The sequence below is a fragment of the Nocardioides humi genome (assembly GCF_006494775.1).
GTDB classification, from domain to species: domain Bacteria; phylum Actinomycetota; class Actinomycetes; order Propionibacteriales; family Nocardioidaceae; genus Nocardioides; species Nocardioides humi.
In genome coordinates this window covers 5358504-5378561 of record NZ_CP041146.1, presented here as the reverse complement: position 1 = coordinate 5378561, position 20058 = coordinate 5358504, and the positions used below count along the sequence as shown (strand labels likewise).

The following is a 20058-nucleotide window of genomic DNA, read 5'->3' as shown; positions in this document are numbered from 1 at the left end:
GTCGCGGAACGGGCTTGAGTCAGACGGCTGGCTGTTGGAGACGGTGCCGGCGACCTTCAAGGAGTCCGCTCGGTACCAGCTGACGATCCCGACCGGACAGTACCGGGAGACGGACACCCCCCTACCGGGAGACGGACACCCCCCTACCGGGAGACGGACCGAACCCCTGCGAACCCCTGATGAACCCGCAGGCACGGAGGATCACATGGACGATCTAGCCACATGGCTCGCCGCCGAGTTGGACGAGGACCCCGCGGCGTGTGCTGCGGCGATCAGGTACAAGCGCCGCCGCGCAGAAGATGCTGGCAGGCCGTGGCGCAACCCGGTGGCGATGGTCAAGACCATCCCGTTAGACGAGTGGCGCTCCCTGGTCGGGCGCAGTCGTCCCGCGGCCAAGCGCGCCACGCTGATGCAGTGCCAGGACCGCGACCCGCACGTCCGGCACCGCTGGGAGGACTCCCGGAACCTCTACCACTGCCAGGGGATCGAGGACGACCAACTGGCAGCGGCGGGCACCTGAGCCCCTTCCCCGGCCGCAGGGTCCTGCGGCACCCCGCTCCCCCAACCACGTAGAGCCCGGACAGGTTGTGCCTGTCCGGGCTCTGCTGTTCGACAACGAAACGAGGAATCACAGGTGGCCGGTCGCAAGCTCAGACGACAACGAGAAGAGCGGCTTGCGGCTCTCACCGACGAGCAAGCGGTAGCACTCGCGCAGCGCGCGATGCGAAAGCTGAACGACAGCCAGGTGCTGAGCGTTCTCGCCGCAGGCTCCGGCGCCGACCTGCGGAGCCTGCTCCGCACCCCCATGGACGAAGTCCGCGCCAACATCGCTGAACAGGTCACCTCCAACCCCGCACACGCCCGCCTGGTGCTGGTCGCGTGTCAACACCTCGCAGTAGTCGAACAAGGCATCGGCCTCACCCGGACACCCGGACAGCAACGCCGCCGATAGCCCTCGCGCACACGCACGCGCGTCCAGGAAGAAAATCCCGGAGCGAACGTGCTCTGTGCTCTCGCCGGATGCCCCTGTTTGTGGCGGGGGTGTCTGCGGTCCGGCATGCCTGGCGCTGTCGTGGCCGTGGCGTCGATGCGAGCGACGCCACCTGTCTCTATCCCTCTTGGTTCTGAAAGGACCGCTGCATGACCCTCGACAACGGCACCGCGAGAGCGGCACAGGCCACGCTCGACAACCCGTATGCCAGCCACGAGTCCAGGCAGCGAGCTACTGCCGTGCTGGGCATGGTTGAGCTGATCGGTGACGGCTCGGACCTCACTGGCGCGCACTTCGCGAGGCTCACTCGGCAGGAGCTTGCCTACCTGCTGTCGGACTATCCGGAGCAGTACGAGCGCCTGAGCCGTGAGGCGGATCGGCTGACTGCCCTGGCGCGCATCGAGTCCCGCGGCGCTGGGCACCTCTAAGCGCCGCCCGGCGCATCAGACAACGACGACTACCGAATTGAGCATCATGACGACCGACAAGAAGACGACTGCCGCCGCGCTGGAGCAGCGGGCCCACGACCTGGAGGCCCACGCATACCAGCTGGAGCAGCGGGTGCTGGACGGTGACGACCAGATCACGCACGAGCAGATCACCGAGGCCCGATCCCGCTGCGACTTCCTCAGGCTCCAGGCTGAGGGCAAGCGGCGCAGAGAGGCCCGGGAGGCGCGAGAGGCGCGCTCCCTGGCTGCTCAGGCGCTGCATCAGGACGTGGCGGCCGTGGCTCCCACTGATCCACTGAGGGAGGGCAGTACGGCGGCCAAGGCGGCGGCCAAGACCATCGCCGGGGCGTTCACGAAGTACCTGACCGCCGTCCGCGCGTACGACGAGCAGGCGACGGCGCTGGCGAGACGCGCGAACGACCTCCAGGTCCCGCCGTGGGGCGAAGACCTGGAAGGGCTTTCGTTCTTCGGCAGGTCCGGCTCCACGTTGGTGGCCCGCGTAGACGACGCCACCGTGTGGCACCTGGAGCGGAGTACCAGCGCCACGCTGGAGGCGTCTCTCCGGAAGGTGCTGCAGGACGCGATGAAGACGCTTCCGGCAGACGACCGGGTGCGTCTGTGACCTGGCTCGAGCTGATCCCCAACGGCTTCATGGCGACCGTCAAGTTCATCGGGATCCAGGCCGCCCGACTCCGTGGGGCCTCGCGAACGAACGAAGCCGCAGGGGGAATGCGATGAGTAACCGAAGAAAGCTCCCCCGTCCCAAGGTCTCGCATGATGCCCGCTCCACTGCGGCGCGCATCGTGCAGGCCGGCGCACGGGGTGACGCTGCTGCGGCGGGTCGTCTGCTGAACGCGTACGCCGCGACGGCCGACGGGCCGGATCTCGCGCGTCTGCTTGAGCAGATGGTGGCCGCTACGTGCCTGTTCGCCAGTCACGCGCCCGAAGCGATCCGAGCGCAGGCGATCGCTGAGCTTGACAGCCTCGGGAAGGGGACGCCGTGACCATGTCCATTGGTGGCCTGCTCGGGTACGTGGACCTTGAGACTGGTCCCGCCGAGAAGGCCGCCGGCTGGCTCGATGGGTTCTTCAAGAACAAGGGCGGCGCGTGGGGTAAGACTCTTGCTGTCGTGGGCGCCACGGCCGGAGGCGCGTTGGCAGCGGGGGTTGTGGGCGCCATCAACATGGAGCCCTCCCGGGACCGGGTGGTGGCGGCTCTCGACCTCACCGAAGAGGCAGCGGCCCGCGCCGGCAAGGTGTCGGGGCAGTTGTTCGCGGACGCCTGGGGCGACTCGGCTGCGGAGGTTGACTCCGCCGTGGAGGCGGTCATGTCCTCGATCAAGGGCATGCGGAACGCCTCTGAGGGCGAGCTGCGGAAGACCACTGAGGCCGCGCTGGCGCTGTCGTCCGCCATGGAGGTGGACGTGGTGCGGGCGAGCCAGGTCGCCGGCAACATGATGTCGAACGGGCTGGCCAAGGACGGCGTGTCCGCGATGGACATGCTGGCTAAGGCGATGTCCAAGGTCCCGGTCCAGCTCCGTGAGGATGTGCTGGACGCCGCAGACGAGTATGGGCAGTTTTTCAGCCAGCTGGGCATCAAGGGTCCGCAGGCGATGGCGCTGCTCACTCAGTCGGCCGGCAAGGGCATGTACGGCATCGACAAGATGGGCGATGCAATCAAGGAGTTCACCATCCGCGCCACGGATGGCTCCACGGCGACCACGGACGCGCTCAAGGCTGTGGGCCTGGACGCGGACAAGGTGGGCGTGGACCTCCTGGCCGGTGGCGACCGGGCGGCGGGGGCGTTCGACAAGGTTGTGTCCGCGCTGGTGTCCGTGAAGGACCCCGCGGCGCAGTCGCAGGCCGCTCTGGCGCTGTTCGGGACCCCGCTCGAGGATCTGGGAACCAAGGACATTCCGAAGTTCCTCAAGTCGCTCAAGACGGGCGGCAAGGGGATGAAGGACTGGCAGGGCGCCACGTCCCGCATGAGCGACACCATGGGCGGCAACGCGTCTACGAACCTCAAGAAGTTCACGCGTGGCATCCAGACCGGGCTGGTTGATCTGGTGGGCGGCAAGGTGCTGCCTGTCCTGGAGGACTGGACGGGCTCTCTGTCCACCTCGCTGGGCCCGGCACTGGAGACCGCGGGGTCGGCTGTCCAGTCGGTGACTGGGTTCCTCCAGGAGCATAAGACGGTCGCGATCGTCCTCGCGTCGGTGATCGGCGCCTTGACGGCTGTGACGGCGGCTCATTCAGCGGTGATGGCTGTCTCTGCTGCCGGCGGCATGGCTAAGTGGCTGATGCAGACGCAGCTGATCAGCGCTGCCACCAAGGTGTGGACGGCCGTTCAGTGGGCGCTCAACTCGTCTCTGTTGGCCAATCCGATCACTTGGGTAGTTCTCGCCCTTGCGGGCCTCGTGGCTGGGCTCGTGATCGCCTGGAAAAAGTCGGACACGTTCCGGGCGATCGTGATCAGCGCCTGGGAGGCGATCAAGTCCGCCACCGTGACCGCTTTCGGAGCGGTCAAGGACGCCGTGGTGAAGGCGTTCGGGTTCCTCAAGAACATCTTCCTCAACTTCACCGGGCCCGGGCTGATCATCAAGCACTGGGACAAGATCAAGTCTGTTACGGGCAAGGTCTGGTCTGCGATCAAGTCGGCTGTGTCGGCTGGTATCAACGGCGTCAAGGGCGCTATCGGCGGCCTGGCCGCGCTGCCCGGGAAGGTCGCCGGCTGGTTCGGCGCCATGCGGGACTCTGCCCGCCAGAAGGCGCAGGCGCTGCTGAATTTCGTGAACGGGATCCCGGGCAAGATCCTCGGCGCCCTGGGTGACCTGGGCTCGATCCTGCGCGACGCCGGCCGGAAGATCATCGGCGGCCTGATCGACGGGATCACCGACAAGATCGGTGCTCTCAAGGGCAAGCTCAAGGAAATCACGGGCAAGCTGACCTCGTGGAAGGGCCCGCCGTCCACGGACAAGAAGATCCTCCGGAAGAACGGCCGCCTCATCCTGCGCGGCCTGATCGACGGGATCAACGACGAGGTGCCGAACCTCAAGAAGCTGCTGCGGGACGTGACGGACAAGCTGGGCAAGAAGCGCTTGGCGCGTGTCGAGCAGGCTGTCAAGGCCCAGTACCAGAAGGGCCTCAAGATCGCTGCTCAGCGGTCTGAGGTTGCGGCGAAGATCGAGAAGGCGACCGGGGAACTGGAAGCAGCGATCAAGCTGCGGGACGACTTCTACGCCAACGTCTACGACTCGTCGGTTTCGTACGCGTCGCTGTCTGCGGCGGCTGAGGGCGCGGCCGACGCCAAGGGCATTGTGGCCGGGCTGCAGGCTCGGTACGACGCTATCGAGAGGTTCCGCGAGAACATGCAGACCCTGCTCGCGAAGGGCCTGGACGACGACTCGTACCAGCAGATGCTGGAGGACGGCGTGGACCGGGCCGGCGCGATCGCTGACGCACTGGTGAAGGACGACGAGTCCATTGCCGCGATCGGTGATCTGCAGGGGAAGATCAAGACCGCTTCGGCTGCGTTGGCTAGCGAGTCGTCCAAGCATCTGTATCAGGCTGGCGTGGACATGGCGCAGGGCACCGCCAACGGTCTGGCGTCGCAGGCGGCGTACCTGGAGTCGGTGGCTACACAGATCGGTACACAGATGGCTGCGGCGTTGTCGAAGGCGCTCAAGGTCGCGGTGGACGTGTCGGGGTCGGTGAAGCCTCAGGGTCAGAGTCAGGGCGGCAACGGCAAGTCCAAGAAGGACAAGAGCCAGCTTGGTGCGACGCCTACGCCGCGGGCTGCTCCGTTGATCGGTGCTGTGTATCAGCAGCCGGGTGAGTCGTCCTCGGTGCTGGCTGAGCGATTGGGCCTGTTGGTCCGGACTGGGGGTTGATCCTTGGCGAATAGAGCAAGAGTGGTCGTCAAGATCGACGTGAGCAAGGCCCTTCGTGGCGTCCGCGAGGGCGCCACGAAGGGAGTGACGCTCGCCGTCGAACACGTCCTCAGCGAGGCGAACAAGCACGTGCCGCACGACGAGGGCACCCTGGAGCGTTCTGGCGCCACGGTCGTGGGACCGACGGCGAAGGGTGTCCGCGGGGTCGTCTCCTACGACACGCCGTACGCCGTGAAGCAGCACGAGGACATGACTCTCAACCATCACGGGAAGGGTCAGGCGAAGTGGCTGGAGAACACGCTGGCCGCTGAGCGTCAGACTGTCGGCAAGATCATCGCCACTGCGATCAGCAAGGAGCTGGGTTCGTGACCGCGCTCCCCGGACTGGATGCGGTGCGGCTGCGGATCCTTGAACGCGCTGCGGATGGTGGTGAGTCGGCCGCAAGTATTGCCCGCCGGTACCCGGACCTCTGGAGCTGCGCGGAAGCGGTACACGCCGACGTAGACCGACTCCAGCGGCCGACGTGACCTCACCCCGCAGAAACGCCCCACAGGGCTGCCATAACGGCGCACTGTGGGGCGTTTCTGTCGTTCCAGGCCTCTCCGTCCCCGTGACGAGCTGCCGGCCGCGCAGGGAGGCGCAGGCGAGCAGTCAGAGAGTGTCCATCGGCGCTCGAGACTGGTACGCCTTCCGGGCCCTCTGAGCACGCGTCGCTGCCGCGTACCGATCGACCATTTGCCGCGACGACCACCCAAGCAACGCCATCAGGTCCCCCTCGGTTCCGCCGCCTTCGAGCCACACGTGAGCGAAGCTGTGCCGGAACAGGTGCGGATGCAGGTAGATCCCGAGGCGATCGGCTCGGCGGCGCATCATCTGATAGATGCCGTTCTTGGTGAGCCGGCCCTTGTTGGTCGAGCTGAGCCACAACCAGTCCATACCCTCATACGCCATCCGTCGCCGCGCTCTGATGTAGCGGTCGAGCGCGGCAGCGGTCTTCACCCCGAACGGCACCGTCAGCTCACGGCCGCCCTTGAGGATGACGCAGCCGGTGCGCTCACGCAGGTCCAACTGCGACACCCTCATGTCCGCCACCCCGCTAAGCCGGGCCCCGGTGTCCGCGAACGTCATGAAGATGGCGCGGTCCCGCACGGATGCGAAGTCGCGGCCGGCACAGTCGTTGATGAGCTTGGCCAGGTCCGCGGTGGCAAGTGGCGCCGTCGTCTTCGGCACGCTGGTCGGCTGGACGATGTTGGCCATCGGGTTGTGCGAGAATTCGCCCTCGGCTAGGCACCACTTCACGAACTGTCGGAGGGCGACGTAGCGGGTTCGGCAGGTCTCTGCGCTGCGGGTGGCGGCGAGGTGGGCGAACCAGCCGCGCACCAGCTCGGGCGTCACGTCGCGCACGTCATCCACTGCGTGGCCTTGGGTGAGCATCCACCGCGCGAACAGATCGACGGTGAGCATGTACGCCTCGATGGTGCGGGGTGACTTGCGTTCGGCGGTCAGGGTGAACGACCAGGAATCTGCGAGTCCGAAAGCATCCGCCACAGGAGTGCCGTTGTGCGCGCGAGCGACGGCCCTCGAAGTGATCGCGCTATGGCCCGTTGGGCGACGGGTGGACGGCGACCTCTCCGGCGGCCGTGGCGCACGATCGGCACCGCGCTTCAAGGCCGCTTTCCGGGACCGCGCGCGCCTCTGCTCTGGGGTCAGGGTGGAGTGCTCGGCTCGCCTCCTGTCGGGCATTTCTAGGGGTTCGTCGGCGCTCATGCTGTGACGCTATTGCGGCGTCTTGTGGGGTGTCTATAGAGGGCTTCGCGTACCTAATGCGTAGAGCTATACCGCTACGCGCGCAGGTTCGAGCATGTCTCCAAACATTGCTTTAAGCATCGCTTTGGGGTTGATCTTCCAGCATCACCGGGCGTAGCGTTCCACCCATGAACAACAACGACACGTGGGAGCCGGTGGCCCTGATCCCGGCAACGCTCAGCGACGAGAACAACACCACCGTGGAGGTCGTCCAGACCCGCGGCGGCATCTACCTCCTGGCGATGGAACCGAACAGCGACACCGCGGCCCGCGACTGCTGCATGACCGAGGGCGAGGCACGCCGGCTCGCGCTTGCCATCCTCGCCACTGTCGGCCCCGAGCCGGCTCGAGCCACCAGCAAGCCGGACAGCGAGTGCCAGCCCGACGCGACGGTCGCCCACCTTCCCAGCGCTCGCCGTGGCCGCAAGTACGCCGGCACCCCCGCCTACCTCCAGGCCGCCGCGTGACGGCCGAGAAGGTGCGAGAGAACCGCCTGCGACGGATGGCCGACCGCCAGGGGCTGCGGCTCAACAAGTCGCCCCGCCGCGACCCTCGCGCACTGGACTTCGGGACGTTCACCATCGTCCGCGGTGACGAGGTGGTGGCCGGCCCCGGGCTGACCGTGGATCAGGTGGAAGAGTTCCTAACCAACGGTCCTCAGGGCGAATGACGGCCGCCGTCGAACCGCGGCCAGGACGCACCCCGATGCCCTCGGGGGATGACCTGTTGCGGTGGTACGTGTGCCAACGGAAACGGACCTATTCGACCGAGGACGCAGCGCTGACATGGCTCTCGCGGACAGGGCGCCGGCAGTGGCTCGTCTACCTCTGCCCCCACTGCTCTTGCTGGCACGTCGGCAGGCCGATGGGGCATCCGCCGAACAGTGTCACCCGTCGCAACGCGCGCAAGGCCTGGCGCCGACTGGAGGCGCACACCCGAACCGAACACGCCGAGGCCGCATAACGGCAACGTCAGTCGCGTAGCGGTAACGCTCGTCAGCGTCACTAGTACCGAAAGACAGATCGGCCGCAGCTGGTGCGCCAACACCGACTACGGCCTAGGAACCACGTCTCTGGAGGACGCAGGACCATGCAAAGAACCCTAGCCAGCGCCGCCGCCCACCTCGCGCGTAAGGCTCCGTGCGCGCACGGAGCCACTGGGCGGACCCAATGAGCACACCGGCAGGTTCTCCACTTGCCCTCGGGTACGTACGCGTCTCGACCGCCGAGCAGGCCGACAGTCGCTTGGGTCTCGACGCACAGCGGGACCAACTCGAGCGCGAGGCGCAAGCCCGCGGATGGCAACTCGAGATTGTCCCCGACGAGGGACTGACCGCAAAGCACACTCGCCGGCCCGGCTACCAAGAGGCACTCCGGCGCTTGGCCGACAAGAACGACCCTGCCACCGTGCTAGTGGCTACCAAGGTGGATCGAGTCTCACGCTCCCTCCTGGACTTTCTGCAGGCGGTCGAGCTGGCCGACCGTCAGGGGTGGCAACTTGTCGTGCTCAACATGCCTGAGGTGGATCCCGCCAACCCGTTCTCCAAGATGGCGCGTGCTGTCCAAGCCGCGTTCGCGGAGGTCGAGCGCGACCTGACTAGCCTCCGAACCCGTGAAGCGCTCGCTCAGCTCAAGGCACAAGGGGTCGAACTGGGAACTCATGTCCAGCACTCGGAGGCAACTCTGCGAAGGATCCTCGCTGCGCGTGCGGCGGGAGCGTCGTTCGGGCGCATCGCGGACGACCTGAACGACGAGGGGGTGCCTACCTCGAACGGCGGTAGGTGGTACGCGACGACGGTGAAACGTGCCGCCGAGTCACAGCGGGCAGCGCGCTTGACGTAGTGCGGCTTGTACACCTTGGGAGGTTGTGACTGAGCACCACCAGCGGCACCCGCTCGACGCCGAGCCGGTCCAGGCAGCCGTCGACCGCGCGTGGGTCGGGGCCGGCGTCGACGACCACTGCGGCCCGTCTCCCGACTGCCAGCGCCAGTGCGTCGCCCTGGCCGACGTCGCAGGCGACCAGCACCCAGCCCGGCGGCGGCCAGTCGCCCGCGACCAGGGCCGACCACAGCCGGCCGGGCACGCCCAGCACGACCAGGACCACCAGCGCGAGCAGGGCCGCCCCGACCGTGCGGTGCCGGACCAGCCGCGGCAGTGCCACGGCCAGCAGCACACACAGCAGGCTCAGCAGGCCGATCGCCGGCGCGCTGCTCCCCCACCCGATCGCGGCGCCGGGCAGGGCGGCCGCATGGCGGGCGACGGCGACGATCCAGCCGACGCTCCATCCCGCGACCGTCCCGCACAGCCGGCCGGCCCACGGCCACACCAGGCCGACCAGCCCGCCGACGAGCCCGAGGACGGTGGCCGGCGCGACCGCCGGCCCGGCCAGCAGGTTGGCGCCGATCGCCACCAGGCTCACCTCGCCCGACAGGCCCGCGATCACGGGCGTGCAGGCGAGCTGGGCCGCCGTCGGGACCGCGACCGCCTCGGCCGCCCCGCCCGGCAGCCAGCGGGCCAGCGCCCGGCTCAGCGGCGGCCCGAGCAGCACGATCCCGGCGGTGGCGAGCACCGACAGCGCGAACCCCGCCGCGACCGCGAGGTCCGGCTGGACCAGCACCAGGCCGGCCACGGCCACCCGAGGGCGCGCAGGCCGCGGCGACGGCCGTCCGGGCCGAACGCGAACAGGCCGACCGTGCCCATCACCGCCGCCCGGAGCACGCTGGGCTCGGTGCGGGCGAGCAGGATGAACCCGGCGATCCCGGCCAGGCCGACCACGGCCAGCCAGCGCCGCCGGACTCCGACCGCCCGCGCGACCAGCAGCAGCGAGCCCACGACCAGGGTCAGGTTGGTGCCGCTCACCGCCGTGAGATGGGTCAGCCCGGTGGTCCGGAAGTCCTGCTTGATGTCCGGCGGCAGCCCGGCGTCGTCGCCGTCGACCAGCGCGGGCACCAGGCCCGCCTGCTCCGGCGGGCGGTGCGCGACGGCGCGGCGGATCGAGGCGCGGACCACCGCCGAGGCGCGCCACCACGGGTCGGGGCCGCGGATCCGGACCGGGTCGCGGGCGCCCGTGAGCAGCGCCGCCGTACCGGGGTCGTCGGACACGGTCAGGCGTCCTCGGGCCAGCACGCGCTCGCCCAGCTCCGCCCGGTTCCAGCCGGGGACGCCGATGACGACGACCGTCCCGCCGGTGCGCAGGTGCCGGTCGCGGGCGGTCACCTCCCGCACGCGGAGCCGGAGCACCGCCTGCGGCCCGGACCGCCCCTGGATGGCCCGGGGATCGGACACCACCGTCCCCACGACCTCGGCCGTGGCCCGCATCGCCGCGAAGTCGCGGAGGGGCGAGCCCCGCACCGCGTCGTGGCGCAGGACGGCGCCGGTGACGGCCGCGGCCGCGATCAGCAGGGCGGCGAGCAGCAGCCGGGTCCGCCCGGGCGGCAGCCGCGGGCCGAGGAGCCAGACGAGGCCGGCGGCGACCGCGAGGCCGGCGTACGCGGCCGTGCCGGAGCGCTGGGTGGCGATGGCGCCCAGCCAGGCGGCCGCGCCCAGGAGGGGCATCCGCAGGTCGGGGCCGGGTCGTCGAGGAGTGTGCTGGTCGGTGTCGCCGTCGCGAACGTCGCGAGGCGCGTGCGACGGCGCGGCAACGCCGCCAGCGTGCGTGCGTCGCGGCGTGGAGCAGGCGAGATCGTCCAGCGGACTCCTAGAGTTCCGGGGGTGAACCGCTACAGCTCCCCCGAGCTCGCCCGCGGGGCGCTCGGCGCCCTGGTCGGGATCGCCGTCGCCGGCGCGACGGCGCGCGCCGTCCCCGGCGGTCCCGAGCTCCTGCCGTTCATCGTGGCCCCGATGGGAGCGTGCGCGGTGCTGCTGTTCGCGGTCCCGGCCAGTCCGCTCGCCCAGCCGTGGCCGGTGCTCGGCGGCAACGTCATCTCCACGGCGATCGGCCTGGGGGCGCACTGGCTGGTCGACGACTTGCTGCTCGCGGCGGCCGTGGGCGTGGGCGCGGCCATCGGCGTGATGATGCTGCTCGGCTGCCTCCACCCGCCCGGCGGCGCCTGCGCCCTCCTGACCGCGACCGCGACCCCGGCCATCCACGAGCAGGGGGCGCTGTTCGTGCTCACCCCGGTCGCGGTGAACACGGTCGTGCTGCTGCTCGTCGCGGTCGCGGTCAACAACCTCAGCGGGCGGAGGTACCCGCACCGCCCCGCGGCTCCCGCCGCCGCCTCGCCCGCGGCCGCCGCGCTGGGCATCACCACCCCCGACGTCGAGGAGGCGATGAAGCGCCTCGCCGACCGGCTCGACGTCCTGCCGGCCGACATCGTCTCGATCGTGCGGGACGCCGAGACCCACGCCCTGGACCGGCGGCTGGGCTCGATCCCCGTCTCCCGGATCATGAACCCCGACGTGGCGGTCGTGCACCCGTTCGAGTCGATCTACCGCGCCCGGACCCTCCTCGTGCAGCGCCAGGTCAAGACGCTGCCGGTCGTCGACGACGGGCGGCACGTGATCGGCGTCGTGTCGATCATCGACCTGTTCACCCGCGACATCGTCGAGCTGGAGTCGGTCGACTCGATCATGCGGCCCGACGTCACCACCATCCCCGCCGACACCCCCGTCGCGGACCTGGTGCCGATCATGACCACCGAGGGGTACAAGAACGTCCCGGTGGTCGACGACGACGCCCGGCTGGTCGGCATGATCACCCGCGGCGAGCTGATCGCCGTGCTGCACCGGGCCCTGCTCGGCGCCCCCTGATCCGACTCCCGGTCGCGTCATCTCCGCCCCCTCACACCGTCACGTGCGGGGTCAGCCGCTGCAGGGTCTTCGCGCCGATCCCGTCGACCTCGAGCAGCTCGTCGACGCGGGTGAACCCGCCGTGGGCCTCGCGCCAGGCGATGATCGCCTGCGCGGTCACCGGACCGACCTGGGGCAGCGACTCGAGCTCCGCCTGGCCGGCGGTGTTGAGGTTGACCAGCGCACCGCCGGGCGCACCTGCACCGGCACCGCCGGCGCCCGACGTCCCGGACGGCGCCGCCGCCGACGCCGGGGCGCCGACCACGATCTGCTCGCCGTCGACGAGCACGCGGGCCAGGTTGAGCGAGGTCAGGTCGACGCCCTTGCGTGGACCGCCGGCGGCCTCGAGCGCGTCGGTGACCCGCGCCCCCGTCTCCAGTACGACGATGCCGGGACGCCGCACCTTGCCCGCGACGTCCACGGTGACGGTCTCCGTCGTCGTGGCCGGCGCCGACGCCTCGCCGGCCGCGGGCGCGGGGTCGGCGCCGGTGGCCGCGACCAGCGGCGCGGTCGGCTCCGCGGCGACCGGCGCGAGCGGCTGGGTCCGGTCGCGCAGCACCCACCAGGTGGTCACCGCGAGCCCCAGCGCGACGGCGATGGCGACGACCGCGACCTGTGCCGTGCCGAGGGCCGGCAGACGGTCGGCGAGGGGCGCGAGCACGACGCGGGCGTCCGGTCGCTCGCGTCGCCCGCGGGCGGCGTGGCGCCCCGGCCGGGGCAGGGCGGGAGCCCTCTCCCCCACCTCAGGCGCAGGCTCGGAGCGGGCGCGCTCGGGAGGCACCGGCTCCGGCGTGACCGGCGAGGCCGCCTCGTCCACCGCAGCGGCCACCCGGGTGTGGTCGGCCCACCACGGCTCGGCCGCGCCCTCGGGCCCCCGGACCGACGGCGCCGACGACACCGAAGGCCCCGAGGACACGGAGGACAGCGCGGGCGCGGTGGCGGCCGGCACCGTGGGCGCCGTGACGCCGAGGTCGGCCGCGATCAGCGCCAGTCGGCGCGCGGCGGCGTCGGCACCGGGCGGGTCGGGGCGGGCAGCGGGGCGTCGTACGGACATGGCGGCACGCTAAGGACTCCGGGCGACCCTCCGCCCCGGCGCCGGCGCGGCCTGTGGAGGACCGGCCACCCGACCCGGCCCTGTGGACGAACGAGGTCGCCCCTTGTGAATCCTGGGGCCAGAGGGAGCGAAGCGGCGAGAGCCACTGCCACGCGGCCGCCGACGGACCGCGCACCACCATGACCTCGACCGCGGTGGCCGGCAGCGTGTCGGGCCCTTCAGGGCAGCGCCGGCGCGACGCAGATCGCGAGCATGCCCGGACCGACGTGCGCGCCGAGCACGCCGCCGAGCTCGACGCACCGCACCGGCTCCCCGGAGCAGGCCGGCACCAGCCGCTCGCCGAGCTCCTCGGCCAGCCGCGCGGCCATCGCCGCCGCCCGCTCCTCGGCGGCCAGGTGCGCGACGCACACCTCGACCGAGCGCTCCCCCGCCGCCTCCAGCGCCAACGCCTCCAGCCGGGCGATGGCCTTGGCGGCCGTGCGGACCTTGGCCCGCGGCGAGATCACGCCGTCGACGATGCCGAGCAGCGGCTTGACCGCGAGCGCGCCGCCGAAGACGGCGGCGGCCGCGCCGACCCGGCCGCCGCGGCGGAGGTACTCGAGGGTGTTGACGTAGAACAGCGACGTGGCCTCCGCCGCCCGCGAGCGCGCGGCCTCGGCCGCCTCGGCCGCCGTGCCGCCGGCCCCGATCACGTCGAGGGCCGACTCGACGGCGTACCCCGTGGCGACCCCGACCTGCCGGGTGTCGACGCAGGTCACCGGCACCGGCGCCTGGCGGGAGCCGACGAGGGCCGACTCGAAGGTGCCGCTCACCTCGGCGGAGAGGTGGATCGAGACGATCTCGCTCGCGCCCTCCTCGGCCAGCCGGGCGTACAGGTCGGCGAAGACCGCGGGGGCGGGCCGCGAGGTGCTGACGGCGCGCTTCTCCCTCAGCGCGACGGCGAGCCGCTCGGGGGTGACCTCCTCGGCGCCCTCGTCGTAGACGTCGTCGTCGATGACCACCTGCAGCGGGACCACGTGGACCCCGCTGGACTCCGCGACCTCCGCCGGGACGGTCGAGGTGGAGTCGGTGACCACGACGATCGACATGTCGCTGAGGCTAGCGCCTCGGGGCCCGATCGCTGACGGTTCGGACTCAGACGACGATGTTGACGAGCTTGGGCGCCCGGACGATGACCTTGCGGACCTCGCGGCCGTCGATGGCCTTGACGACCGCCGGGTCGGCGAGGGCGGCGGACTCCAGGTCCGCCTCGCTGATGTCCGGCGCGACCTCCAGTCGGCCGCGCACCTTCCCCTGGATCTGCACGACGGCGGTGACGGCGTCCTCGACCAGCAGCTCCGGCTCGACGACCGGCCAGGACACGGCGGCGACGGTCGGCGCGTGGCCCAGCCGCTCCCACATCTCCTCGGCGGTGTAGGGCGCGACCAGCGACAGCAGGATCGCGACCGTCTCGGCCGCCTCGCGGACGGCGGGGTCGTCGGGCCCGCAGCCCCCCTGTCCCAACGGGCCGTCGATCGCCTTGCGGGTGGCGTTGACGAGCTCCATCATCCGCGCGACCACGACATTGAACCGATATGACTCGAGAAGGTGCTGTGCCTCGCTGATCGTCCTGTGGGTGACCTTGCGCAACGCGACATCCCCACCGGAGAAGTCGATACCGGGCGCCGACGTCACGTCGCCCGCCAGCCGCCAGGCCCGCTGCAGGAACCGGACCGAGCCGGACGGCGAGACGTCGGCCCAGTCGATGTCGTCCTCCGGCGGGCTCGCGAAGACCAGGGTCAGCCGCACCGCGTCGACGCCGTACCTCTCCAGCTGCTCGCCGAGGTTGACGCCGTTGCCCAGCGACTTGCTCATCTTGTGGCCGTCGTTGATGACCGTGCCCTGGGAGAGGTACGCCGAGAACGGCTCGTCCCAGTCGATCAGGCCCATGTCGCGCAGCACCTTGGTGAAGAAGCGCGCGTACAGCAGGTGCAGCACGGCATGCTCCGCGCCGCCGACGTACAGGTCGATCGGCCCCCAGGCGTTGGCCAGCGCCGGGTCGAAGGCCTGGGTGTCGTCGCGCGGCGAGAGGTAGCGGAAGAAGTACCAGGACGAGTCGACGAAGGTGTCCATGGTGTCGGTGTCGCGCTCGGCCGGACCGCCGCACGCGGGGCAGGCGACCTCGACCCACTCGCGGGCGGCGCCCAGCGGCGAGGTGCCCTTCGGCTTCAGGTCGGCGCCGCGCAGCTCGGGCAGCTCGACGGGCAGCTGGTCCTCGGGGACGGCGACCTCGCCGCAGGACGGGCAGTGGACGATCGGGATCGGCGCGCCCCAGTAGCGCTGCCGCGACAGCAGCCAGTCGCGCAGTCGGAAGTTGACCGTGCCCTGTCCGTGGCCGTCGGCCTCGAGCGCGGCGATCGCCTTCGACACCTCGGCGGCCTTGTCGTAGGGCTGCGCGCCCTCCTCGTCGGTCTCCGTGTAGACGGGGACGATGGGGAGGCCGAACCTCTCGGCGAACTCGCGGTCGCGGTCGTCGTGCGCGGGCACCGCCATGATCGCGCCGGTGCCGTAGTCGGCCAGCACGTAGTCGGCCGCCCAGACCGGGATCTGCTCGCCGGTCAGCGGGTTGGTGGCGGTGACGCCCAGGTCGATGCCGGTCTTGGGCCGGTCGGTCGCCAGGCGGTCGATGTCGGACGACTTGCGGACCTCGGTGAGGTAGTCGTCCAGCGCCTGCGCGCGCTCGGGCGCGACCAGCTGCTGCGCCAGGTCGGCGTCGGCGGCGACGACCATGAAGGTCGCCCCGACGAGCGTGTCGGGACGTGTCGTGAAGACCGTGATCGGGTCGTGGCCCTCCACGTCGAAGGTGACGTGGGCGCCCTCGGAGCGGCCGATCCAGTTGCGCTGGGCGTTGACGACCTTGCCGATCCAGGTGGCCTGCAGCTCGTCCAGGCAGTCGTACAGCTCCTGGGCGTACGCGGTGGTGCGGAAGTACCACTGGGTCAGCTCGCGCTTGGTGACCTCGGCGCCGCAGCGCTCGCAGGTCCCGTCGGCCAGCACCTGCTCGTTGGCCAGCACGGTCTGGTCGTTGGGGCACCAGTTGACGGCTGAGTTCTTGCGGTAGGCCAGGCCGCGCTCCCGGAACCTCAGGAACAGCCACTGGGTCCACTTGTAGTACTCGGGGTCCGAGGTGTGCAGCCGGCGCGACCAGTCGAAGCTGACGCCGTAGCGCTTCATCGAGGCGTACTGGGTCTCGATGTTGGCGTAGGTGTACGTCGCCGGGTGCTCGTCGTTGCGGATGGCGGCGTTCTCGGCGGGCAGGCCGAAGGAGTCCCAGCCCATCGGGTTGAGGACCTCGTAGCCGCGCAGCCGCCAGTAGCGGGCGATGACGTCGTGGAGGGCGAAGACCTCGGCGTGACCCATGTGCAGGTCGCCGCTCGGGTAGGGGAACATCGTCAGCGCGTAGCGCTTCTCCCGCTCGCCCGAGGTGACGGCGTCGTCGTCGGCCCGGAACGGGTCGAGCGACTCCCAGACGGGGAGCCACTTCTCCTCGACGGCGTGCGCGTCGTAGTGGACGTCAGATTCACTCACGGTCGAAGGATAGTTCCCGCCGTCGGCCGGTCAGGCGACGCCCTCACCCGTCTGGACGCTCCACAGCGCGGCGTACGCACCGCCGAGGGCGACCAGCTCGTCGTGGGTGCCGGCCTCGCTGACGCGCCCGTCGTCGAGGACCCAGATCCGGTGGGCGTGCCGTACCGTCGAGAGCCGGTGGGCGACGACGAGCGTCGTGCACCTCTCGCCGGCGACCCTCAGCGACCTCTGGATCGCCGCCTCGGTCTCGTTGTCGACCGCGCTGGTGGCCTCGTCGAGCACCAGCAGGGCCGGCTCGCGCAGCAGGGCGCGCGCCAGCGCGATCCGCTGCCGCTGGCCGCCGGAGAGGGTGACGCCGCGCTCGCCGACCCAGGTGTCGTAGCCGTCCTCGAGGCTCTCGACGTACGACGAGACGGCCGCCCCCTCGGCCGCGGCGACCACCTGCTCGCGGCTGGCGTCGGGGCGGCCGTAGGCGATGTTGTCCGCGATCGTCCCGGAGAAGAGGTAGACGTCCTGGGCGACGTACCCGACCGAGCCGCGCAGCGAGTCCCAGTCGAGGTCGCGTACGTCGGTGCCGTCGAGCAGCACCGCCCCCGAGCGCGGGTCGTCGAAGCGCAGCACCAGCCGCAGGAGGGAGGACTTGCCCGCTCCGGTGGGGCCGACGATCGCGTGCGTCTCCCCGGCGGGCACGACGAGGTCCAGGTCGTGCAGCACGTCCGGCCCGTCGGCGTACCCGGCGCGGACGGAACGCAGCTCGACCCGGCCCCGGACCGGCCGCGCCAGCGCGCGGGTGCCGGCCGGCACGGTCACCGGCTCGGCCAGCAGCGCCAGGATGCGCGCGGTCGAGGCCCGCCCGCGCTGGTAGAGGTCGAGGACCTCGGCGACGTCGGTCATCGGCCACAGCAGCCGCTGGGTCATGAACACCAGGACCGAGTAGAGGCCGAGCTCGAGGTCGCCGTCGAGGGTGGCCCAGCCGCCGAGCAGCAGGGTGCAGGTGAAGCCGGCCAGGATCGCCATCCGCACCAGCGGCACGAAGGCGGCCGAGGAGCGGATCGCCCGCAGGTTCGTGTCGCGGTAGGCCGAGGAGACCTCCTCGATCCGGTCCCGCTCCCGCTCCTCGGCGGTGAACGACTTGATCGTCGCGATGCCCGCCAGGTTGGCGCTCAGCGCGCCGGAGAGGTCGCTGACCTTCTCCCGGACGTCGTCGTACAGCGGCTCGAGCCGGCGCTGGAACACCAGTGAGCCGGCGATGATGACCGGGATGGGCAGGAAGGCGTAGAGCAGCAGCTGCCAGGAGGCGACGGCGAAGACGATCCCGACGAGCAGCACGTTGAGGGCGGTCTGCAGGATCGCGGGGATGCCGATGTCGAGCATCCGCTCCAGCTGGTTGACGTCGTCGTTGAGGGTCGCGAGGGTCGCGCCGGCGGTCCGCGACTCGTGCCAGCCGAGGTGCAGGTGCTGGGCATGGTCGTAGGCCTCGACCCGCAGGTCGTGCTCGATGCCCTGGGCCAGGCCGCGCCAGAGCACGGCGGCGACGTACTCCGAGGCGGACTCGATCACCCAGACCGCGAGGTTGATGGCCGCCAGCCAGGCCAGCTGGGCGTAGCGGGACTCGACGCCGAGCAGGTCGGCGACGAAGGACCCCGAGCCGCGGACGACGACGTCGACCGCGGCCCCGATGAGCAGCTCCGGGACGACGTCGGCGACCTTGTTGACCGTCGACATCACGATCGCCAGCACGAACCGGCCACGGTAGCGCCGGTAGCGCTCCCACAGCGCCGCCAGCGGTCGTCGCACGACGGCCGCCTCGCTCACCGCGCTCATCCGGGCTCCCCGGAGCCTCGCGCCCACGCGGCCCACAGGCGGGCGTAGACGCCGCCCGCGGCCATCAGCTCCTCGGGGGTGCCGAGCTCGACCAGCCGGCCGTGCTCCATCACCGCGATCCGGTCGCAGCGCGCGGCCTGGCTGAGCCGGTGGGCGACGATGATCGTCGTCCGGCCGGCGGTGGCGCGCTCGATCGCCTCCTCCAGCTGGCGCGCGCCGGCGCTGCCGGCCTCCGCCGTCGCCTCGTCGAGTACGACGACAGGCGGGTCGGCCAGCACCAGCCGGGCGAGCGCGACCTCCTGGGCCTGGAGCGCGGTGAGCGGGTGCCCGCCCGCGCCGATGGCGGTGTCCGTCCCGTCGGGCAGGCCCGCGACCCATCCCGACGCGCCGACCAGGTCGAGCGCCGCGGCGAGGTCGTCCTCGCTCGCGTCGGGCGCGGCCAGGAGCAGGTCCTCGCGCAGGGTGCCGCGGAAGAGGTGGACGTCCTGGGTCACCAGCGCGGCGGTGTGGCGCAGCGCCTCGGGCGCCAGCTCGCTGGTGGCGATGCCGCCGAGGCGGACGCTGCCCGTCGTGGGGAGCCGCAGGCCGGTGGCCAGCGCGCCCAGGGTGCTCTTGCCCGCGCCACTCGCGCCGACGACCGCCAGCCGCTCCCCCGGCGCGACCTCGAGCGAGAGGTCGTGCAGCACCGGGTGGTCGGCGTGGTAGCCGAAGCCGACGGAGGCGAACGCGACCGAGCGGTCGGCGACGGCCACCTCCCCGGGCGGCACCTCGCGCCGCGGCGACTCCAGGACGCCGACCAGGCGGCCGAGGCCGGCCGCCGCGGCCTGCACGTCCTCCAGCAGCGCGAGCACGATGTTGATCGGGTTGAAGAGCCGGATGAACATCAACGCCGCCGCGGTCGCCGCGCCGGCGGTCACGGCGTCGCGGGCCACGAGCCACCCGCCGACCGCGAGGATGGCGCCGGTGCCGACGTACTCGGCGAGGTTGAGGCGCTGGAAGAAGACCGTCCGCATCCGGACGGCGTCCAGCCGCAGCCCGCGGGTCACCAGGGCGCGGCGCAGCACGGCGTCGCGGTGGCGCTCCCCGAGGCCGAGGGCGCGGACCGTGCCGCTGGCCTGGACCGACTCGAGGATCTGCTGGACCTCGGCGCCCTCGGCGCGCGAGAGGGAGCGGTAGGTGGGGCCGGCGAGGCGCAGGTAGCCGCGGGTCGCCCACACCTGGATCGGCACGGCGAGCAGCGCGGCCAGCGCGAACCGGTAGTCGACGACGGCCAGCCCGACCAGGCTCAGCGCGAGGGTGATCGCGGCGCCGCCGAACCGGCTGAGCACCGCCCGGACGACGTCGGCCAGGGCGCGCACGTCCTGGCTGACCCGGGCGAGGAGGTCGCCGGTGCCGGAGTCCTCCACGACGCCGTACTCCAGGTGGAGGGCGTGCTCGAGCACCTCCTCGCGCAGCTCCGCGACGGCGGGCTCGCCGACCCGGGCGATGAGCAGCTCGGCGGCGAGGCCGGCGGCGCCCGCCAGCGCGGCGAGCGCGACCAGGAGGAGCACCGGGCCGGTCAGCGAGCCGCCGCCGGCGCCCGGCGCGAGCACCTCGTCGACGACCCGGCCGATCACGACCGGCACGGCGATCCCGGCCGCCGCGGCGACGACCATCATCAGCACCGCCCCGCGGCGAGGCCGGCGCGGGGA

At 71.4% G+C, this 20058-nt stretch carries 17 protein-coding genes and 1 pseudogene; 11 read left to right on the top strand and 7 right to left on the bottom strand.

All coding sequences use genetic code 11. The annotated features are described in order from the left end of the window. Positions 1 to 205 precede the first annotated feature (205 nt). From FIV44_RS25940 to FIV44_RS25910, 7 genes are all read left to right on the top strand, one after another. Entirely contained in the window at positions 206 to 520 is a 315-nt protein-coding gene (locus FIV44_RS25940) for a hypothetical protein (protein ID WP_141006974.1), read from the top strand. A gap of 114 nt (positions 521 to 634) precedes the next feature. Then, entirely contained in the window at positions 635 to 952 is a 318-nt protein-coding gene (locus tag FIV44_RS25935) for a hypothetical protein (RefSeq protein ID WP_141006973.1), read from the top strand. A 188-nt stretch (positions 953 to 1140) separates the two neighbouring features. Continuing rightward, positions 1141 to 1419: a hypothetical protein gene (locus FIV44_RS25930; protein WP_141006972.1), complete on the top strand. Its 279-nt coding sequence runs from the start codon at positions 1141 to 1143 to the stop codon at positions 1417 to 1419. Between the two features lie 46 nt (positions 1420 to 1465). Next, positions 1466 to 2062 carry a hypothetical protein gene (locus tag FIV44_RS25925; protein ID WP_141006971.1) on the top strand — a complete coding sequence of 199 codons (597 nt, stop codon included), beginning with the start codon at positions 1466 to 1468 and terminating at the stop codon, positions 2060 to 2062. 112 nt (positions 2063 to 2174) lie between these two features. Then, complete coding sequence (locus FIV44_RS25920) at positions 2175 to 2444, top strand: hypothetical protein (RefSeq protein ID WP_141006970.1); 270 nt, start codon at positions 2175 to 2177, stop codon at positions 2442 to 2444. A gap of 2 nt (positions 2445 to 2446) precedes the next feature. Further along, positions 2447 to 5329 carry a phage tail tape measure protein gene (locus FIV44_RS25915; RefSeq protein WP_484213900.1) on the top strand — a complete coding sequence of 961 codons (2883 nt, stop codon included), beginning with the start codon at positions 2447 to 2449 and terminating at the stop codon, positions 5327 to 5329. Positions 5330 to 5350: 21 nt separating this feature from the next. After that, positions 5351 to 5698: a minor capsid protein gene (locus FIV44_RS25910; protein WP_219996179.1), complete on the top strand. Its 348-nt coding sequence runs from the start codon at positions 5351 to 5353 to the stop codon at positions 5696 to 5698. A 282-nt stretch (positions 5699 to 5980) separates the two neighbouring features. Here FIV44_RS25910 and FIV44_RS25905 read toward each other — a convergent pair whose 3' ends face one another. Continuing rightward, complete coding sequence (locus FIV44_RS25905) at positions 5981 to 7072, bottom strand: tyrosine-type recombinase/integrase (RefSeq protein ID WP_246087071.1); 1092 nt, start codon at positions 7070 to 7072, stop codon at positions 5981 to 5983. A gap of 191 nt (positions 7073 to 7263) precedes the next feature. Here FIV44_RS25905 and FIV44_RS25900 point away from each other — a divergent pair, with 191 nt between their 5' ends. The 3 genes from FIV44_RS25900 (at position 7264) to FIV44_RS25890 (ending at position 8976) form a co-directional block, all read left to right on the top strand. After that, positions 7264 to 7602 (top strand): hypothetical protein, encoded by a 339-nt coding sequence (locus tag FIV44_RS25900; RefSeq protein ID WP_141006967.1) that lies wholly within the window; start codon positions 7264 to 7266, stop codon positions 7600 to 7602. Continuing rightward, positions 7599 to 7805: a hypothetical protein gene (locus FIV44_RS25895; RefSeq protein ID WP_141006966.1), complete on the top strand. Its 207-nt coding sequence runs from the start codon at positions 7599 to 7601 to the stop codon at positions 7803 to 7805. Before FIV44_RS25900 ends, FIV44_RS25895 begins: the two co-directional genes overlap by 4 nt. A gap of 499 nt (positions 7806 to 8304) precedes the next feature. Further along, on the top strand, positions 8305 to 8976 hold the full coding sequence (locus tag FIV44_RS25890; RefSeq protein ID WP_141006965.1) for a recombinase family protein: 672 nt from the start codon (positions 8305 to 8307) through the stop codon (positions 8974 to 8976). Here the strand turns inward: FIV44_RS25890 and FIV44_RS32705 are convergent. Beyond that, a pseudogene (locus FIV44_RS32705) lies at positions 8897 to 10452 on the bottom strand (ComEC/Rec2 family competence protein). The gene FIV44_RS25890 and the pseudogene FIV44_RS32705 sit on opposite strands and share 80 nt — an antisense overlap. A gap of 393 nt (positions 10453 to 10845) precedes the next feature. On the opposite strand from FIV44_RS32705, the gene FIV44_RS25875 reads away from it, so the two are divergent. After that, positions 10846 to 11883 carry an HPP family protein gene (locus FIV44_RS25875; protein ID WP_141006962.1) on the top strand — a complete coding sequence of 346 codons (1038 nt, stop codon included), beginning with the start codon at positions 10846 to 10848 and terminating at the stop codon, positions 11881 to 11883. A gap of 31 nt (positions 11884 to 11914) precedes the next feature. Here the strand turns inward: FIV44_RS25875 and FIV44_RS25870 are convergent, their stop codons facing one another. From FIV44_RS25870 to FIV44_RS25850, 5 genes are all read right to left on the bottom strand, one after another. Further along, complete coding sequence (locus FIV44_RS25870; RefSeq protein ID WP_141006961.1) at positions 11915 to 12976, bottom strand: helix-hairpin-helix domain-containing protein; 1062 nt, start codon at positions 12974 to 12976, stop codon at positions 11915 to 11917. Between the two features lie 218 nt (positions 12977 to 13194). Beyond that, positions 13195 to 14064 carry a DegV family protein gene (locus FIV44_RS25865; RefSeq protein WP_141006960.1) on the bottom strand — a complete coding sequence of 290 codons (870 nt, stop codon included), beginning with the start codon at positions 14062 to 14064 and terminating at the stop codon, positions 13195 to 13197. Between the two features lie 46 nt (positions 14065 to 14110). Next, a complete protein-coding gene (gene leuS / locus FIV44_RS25860) occupies positions 14111 to 16543 on the bottom strand; it encodes a leucine--tRNA ligase (protein ID WP_141006959.1) in 2433 nt (810 codons plus the stop codon). Between the two features lie 30 nt (positions 16544 to 16573). After that, the gene (locus FIV44_RS25855; RefSeq protein WP_141006958.1) at positions 16574 to 18367 is read right to left on the bottom strand and encodes an ABC transporter ATP-binding protein; all 1794 of its coding nucleotides are present in this window, start codon (positions 18365 to 18367) and stop codon (positions 16574 to 16576) included. Next, complete coding sequence (locus tag FIV44_RS25850) at positions 18364 to 20025, bottom strand: ABC transporter ATP-binding protein (RefSeq protein WP_219996178.1); 1662 nt, start codon at positions 20023 to 20025, stop codon at positions 18364 to 18366. The genes FIV44_RS25855 and FIV44_RS25850 overlap by 4 nt, the downstream gene beginning before the upstream one ends. Positions 20026 to 20058 lie beyond the last annotated feature (33 nt).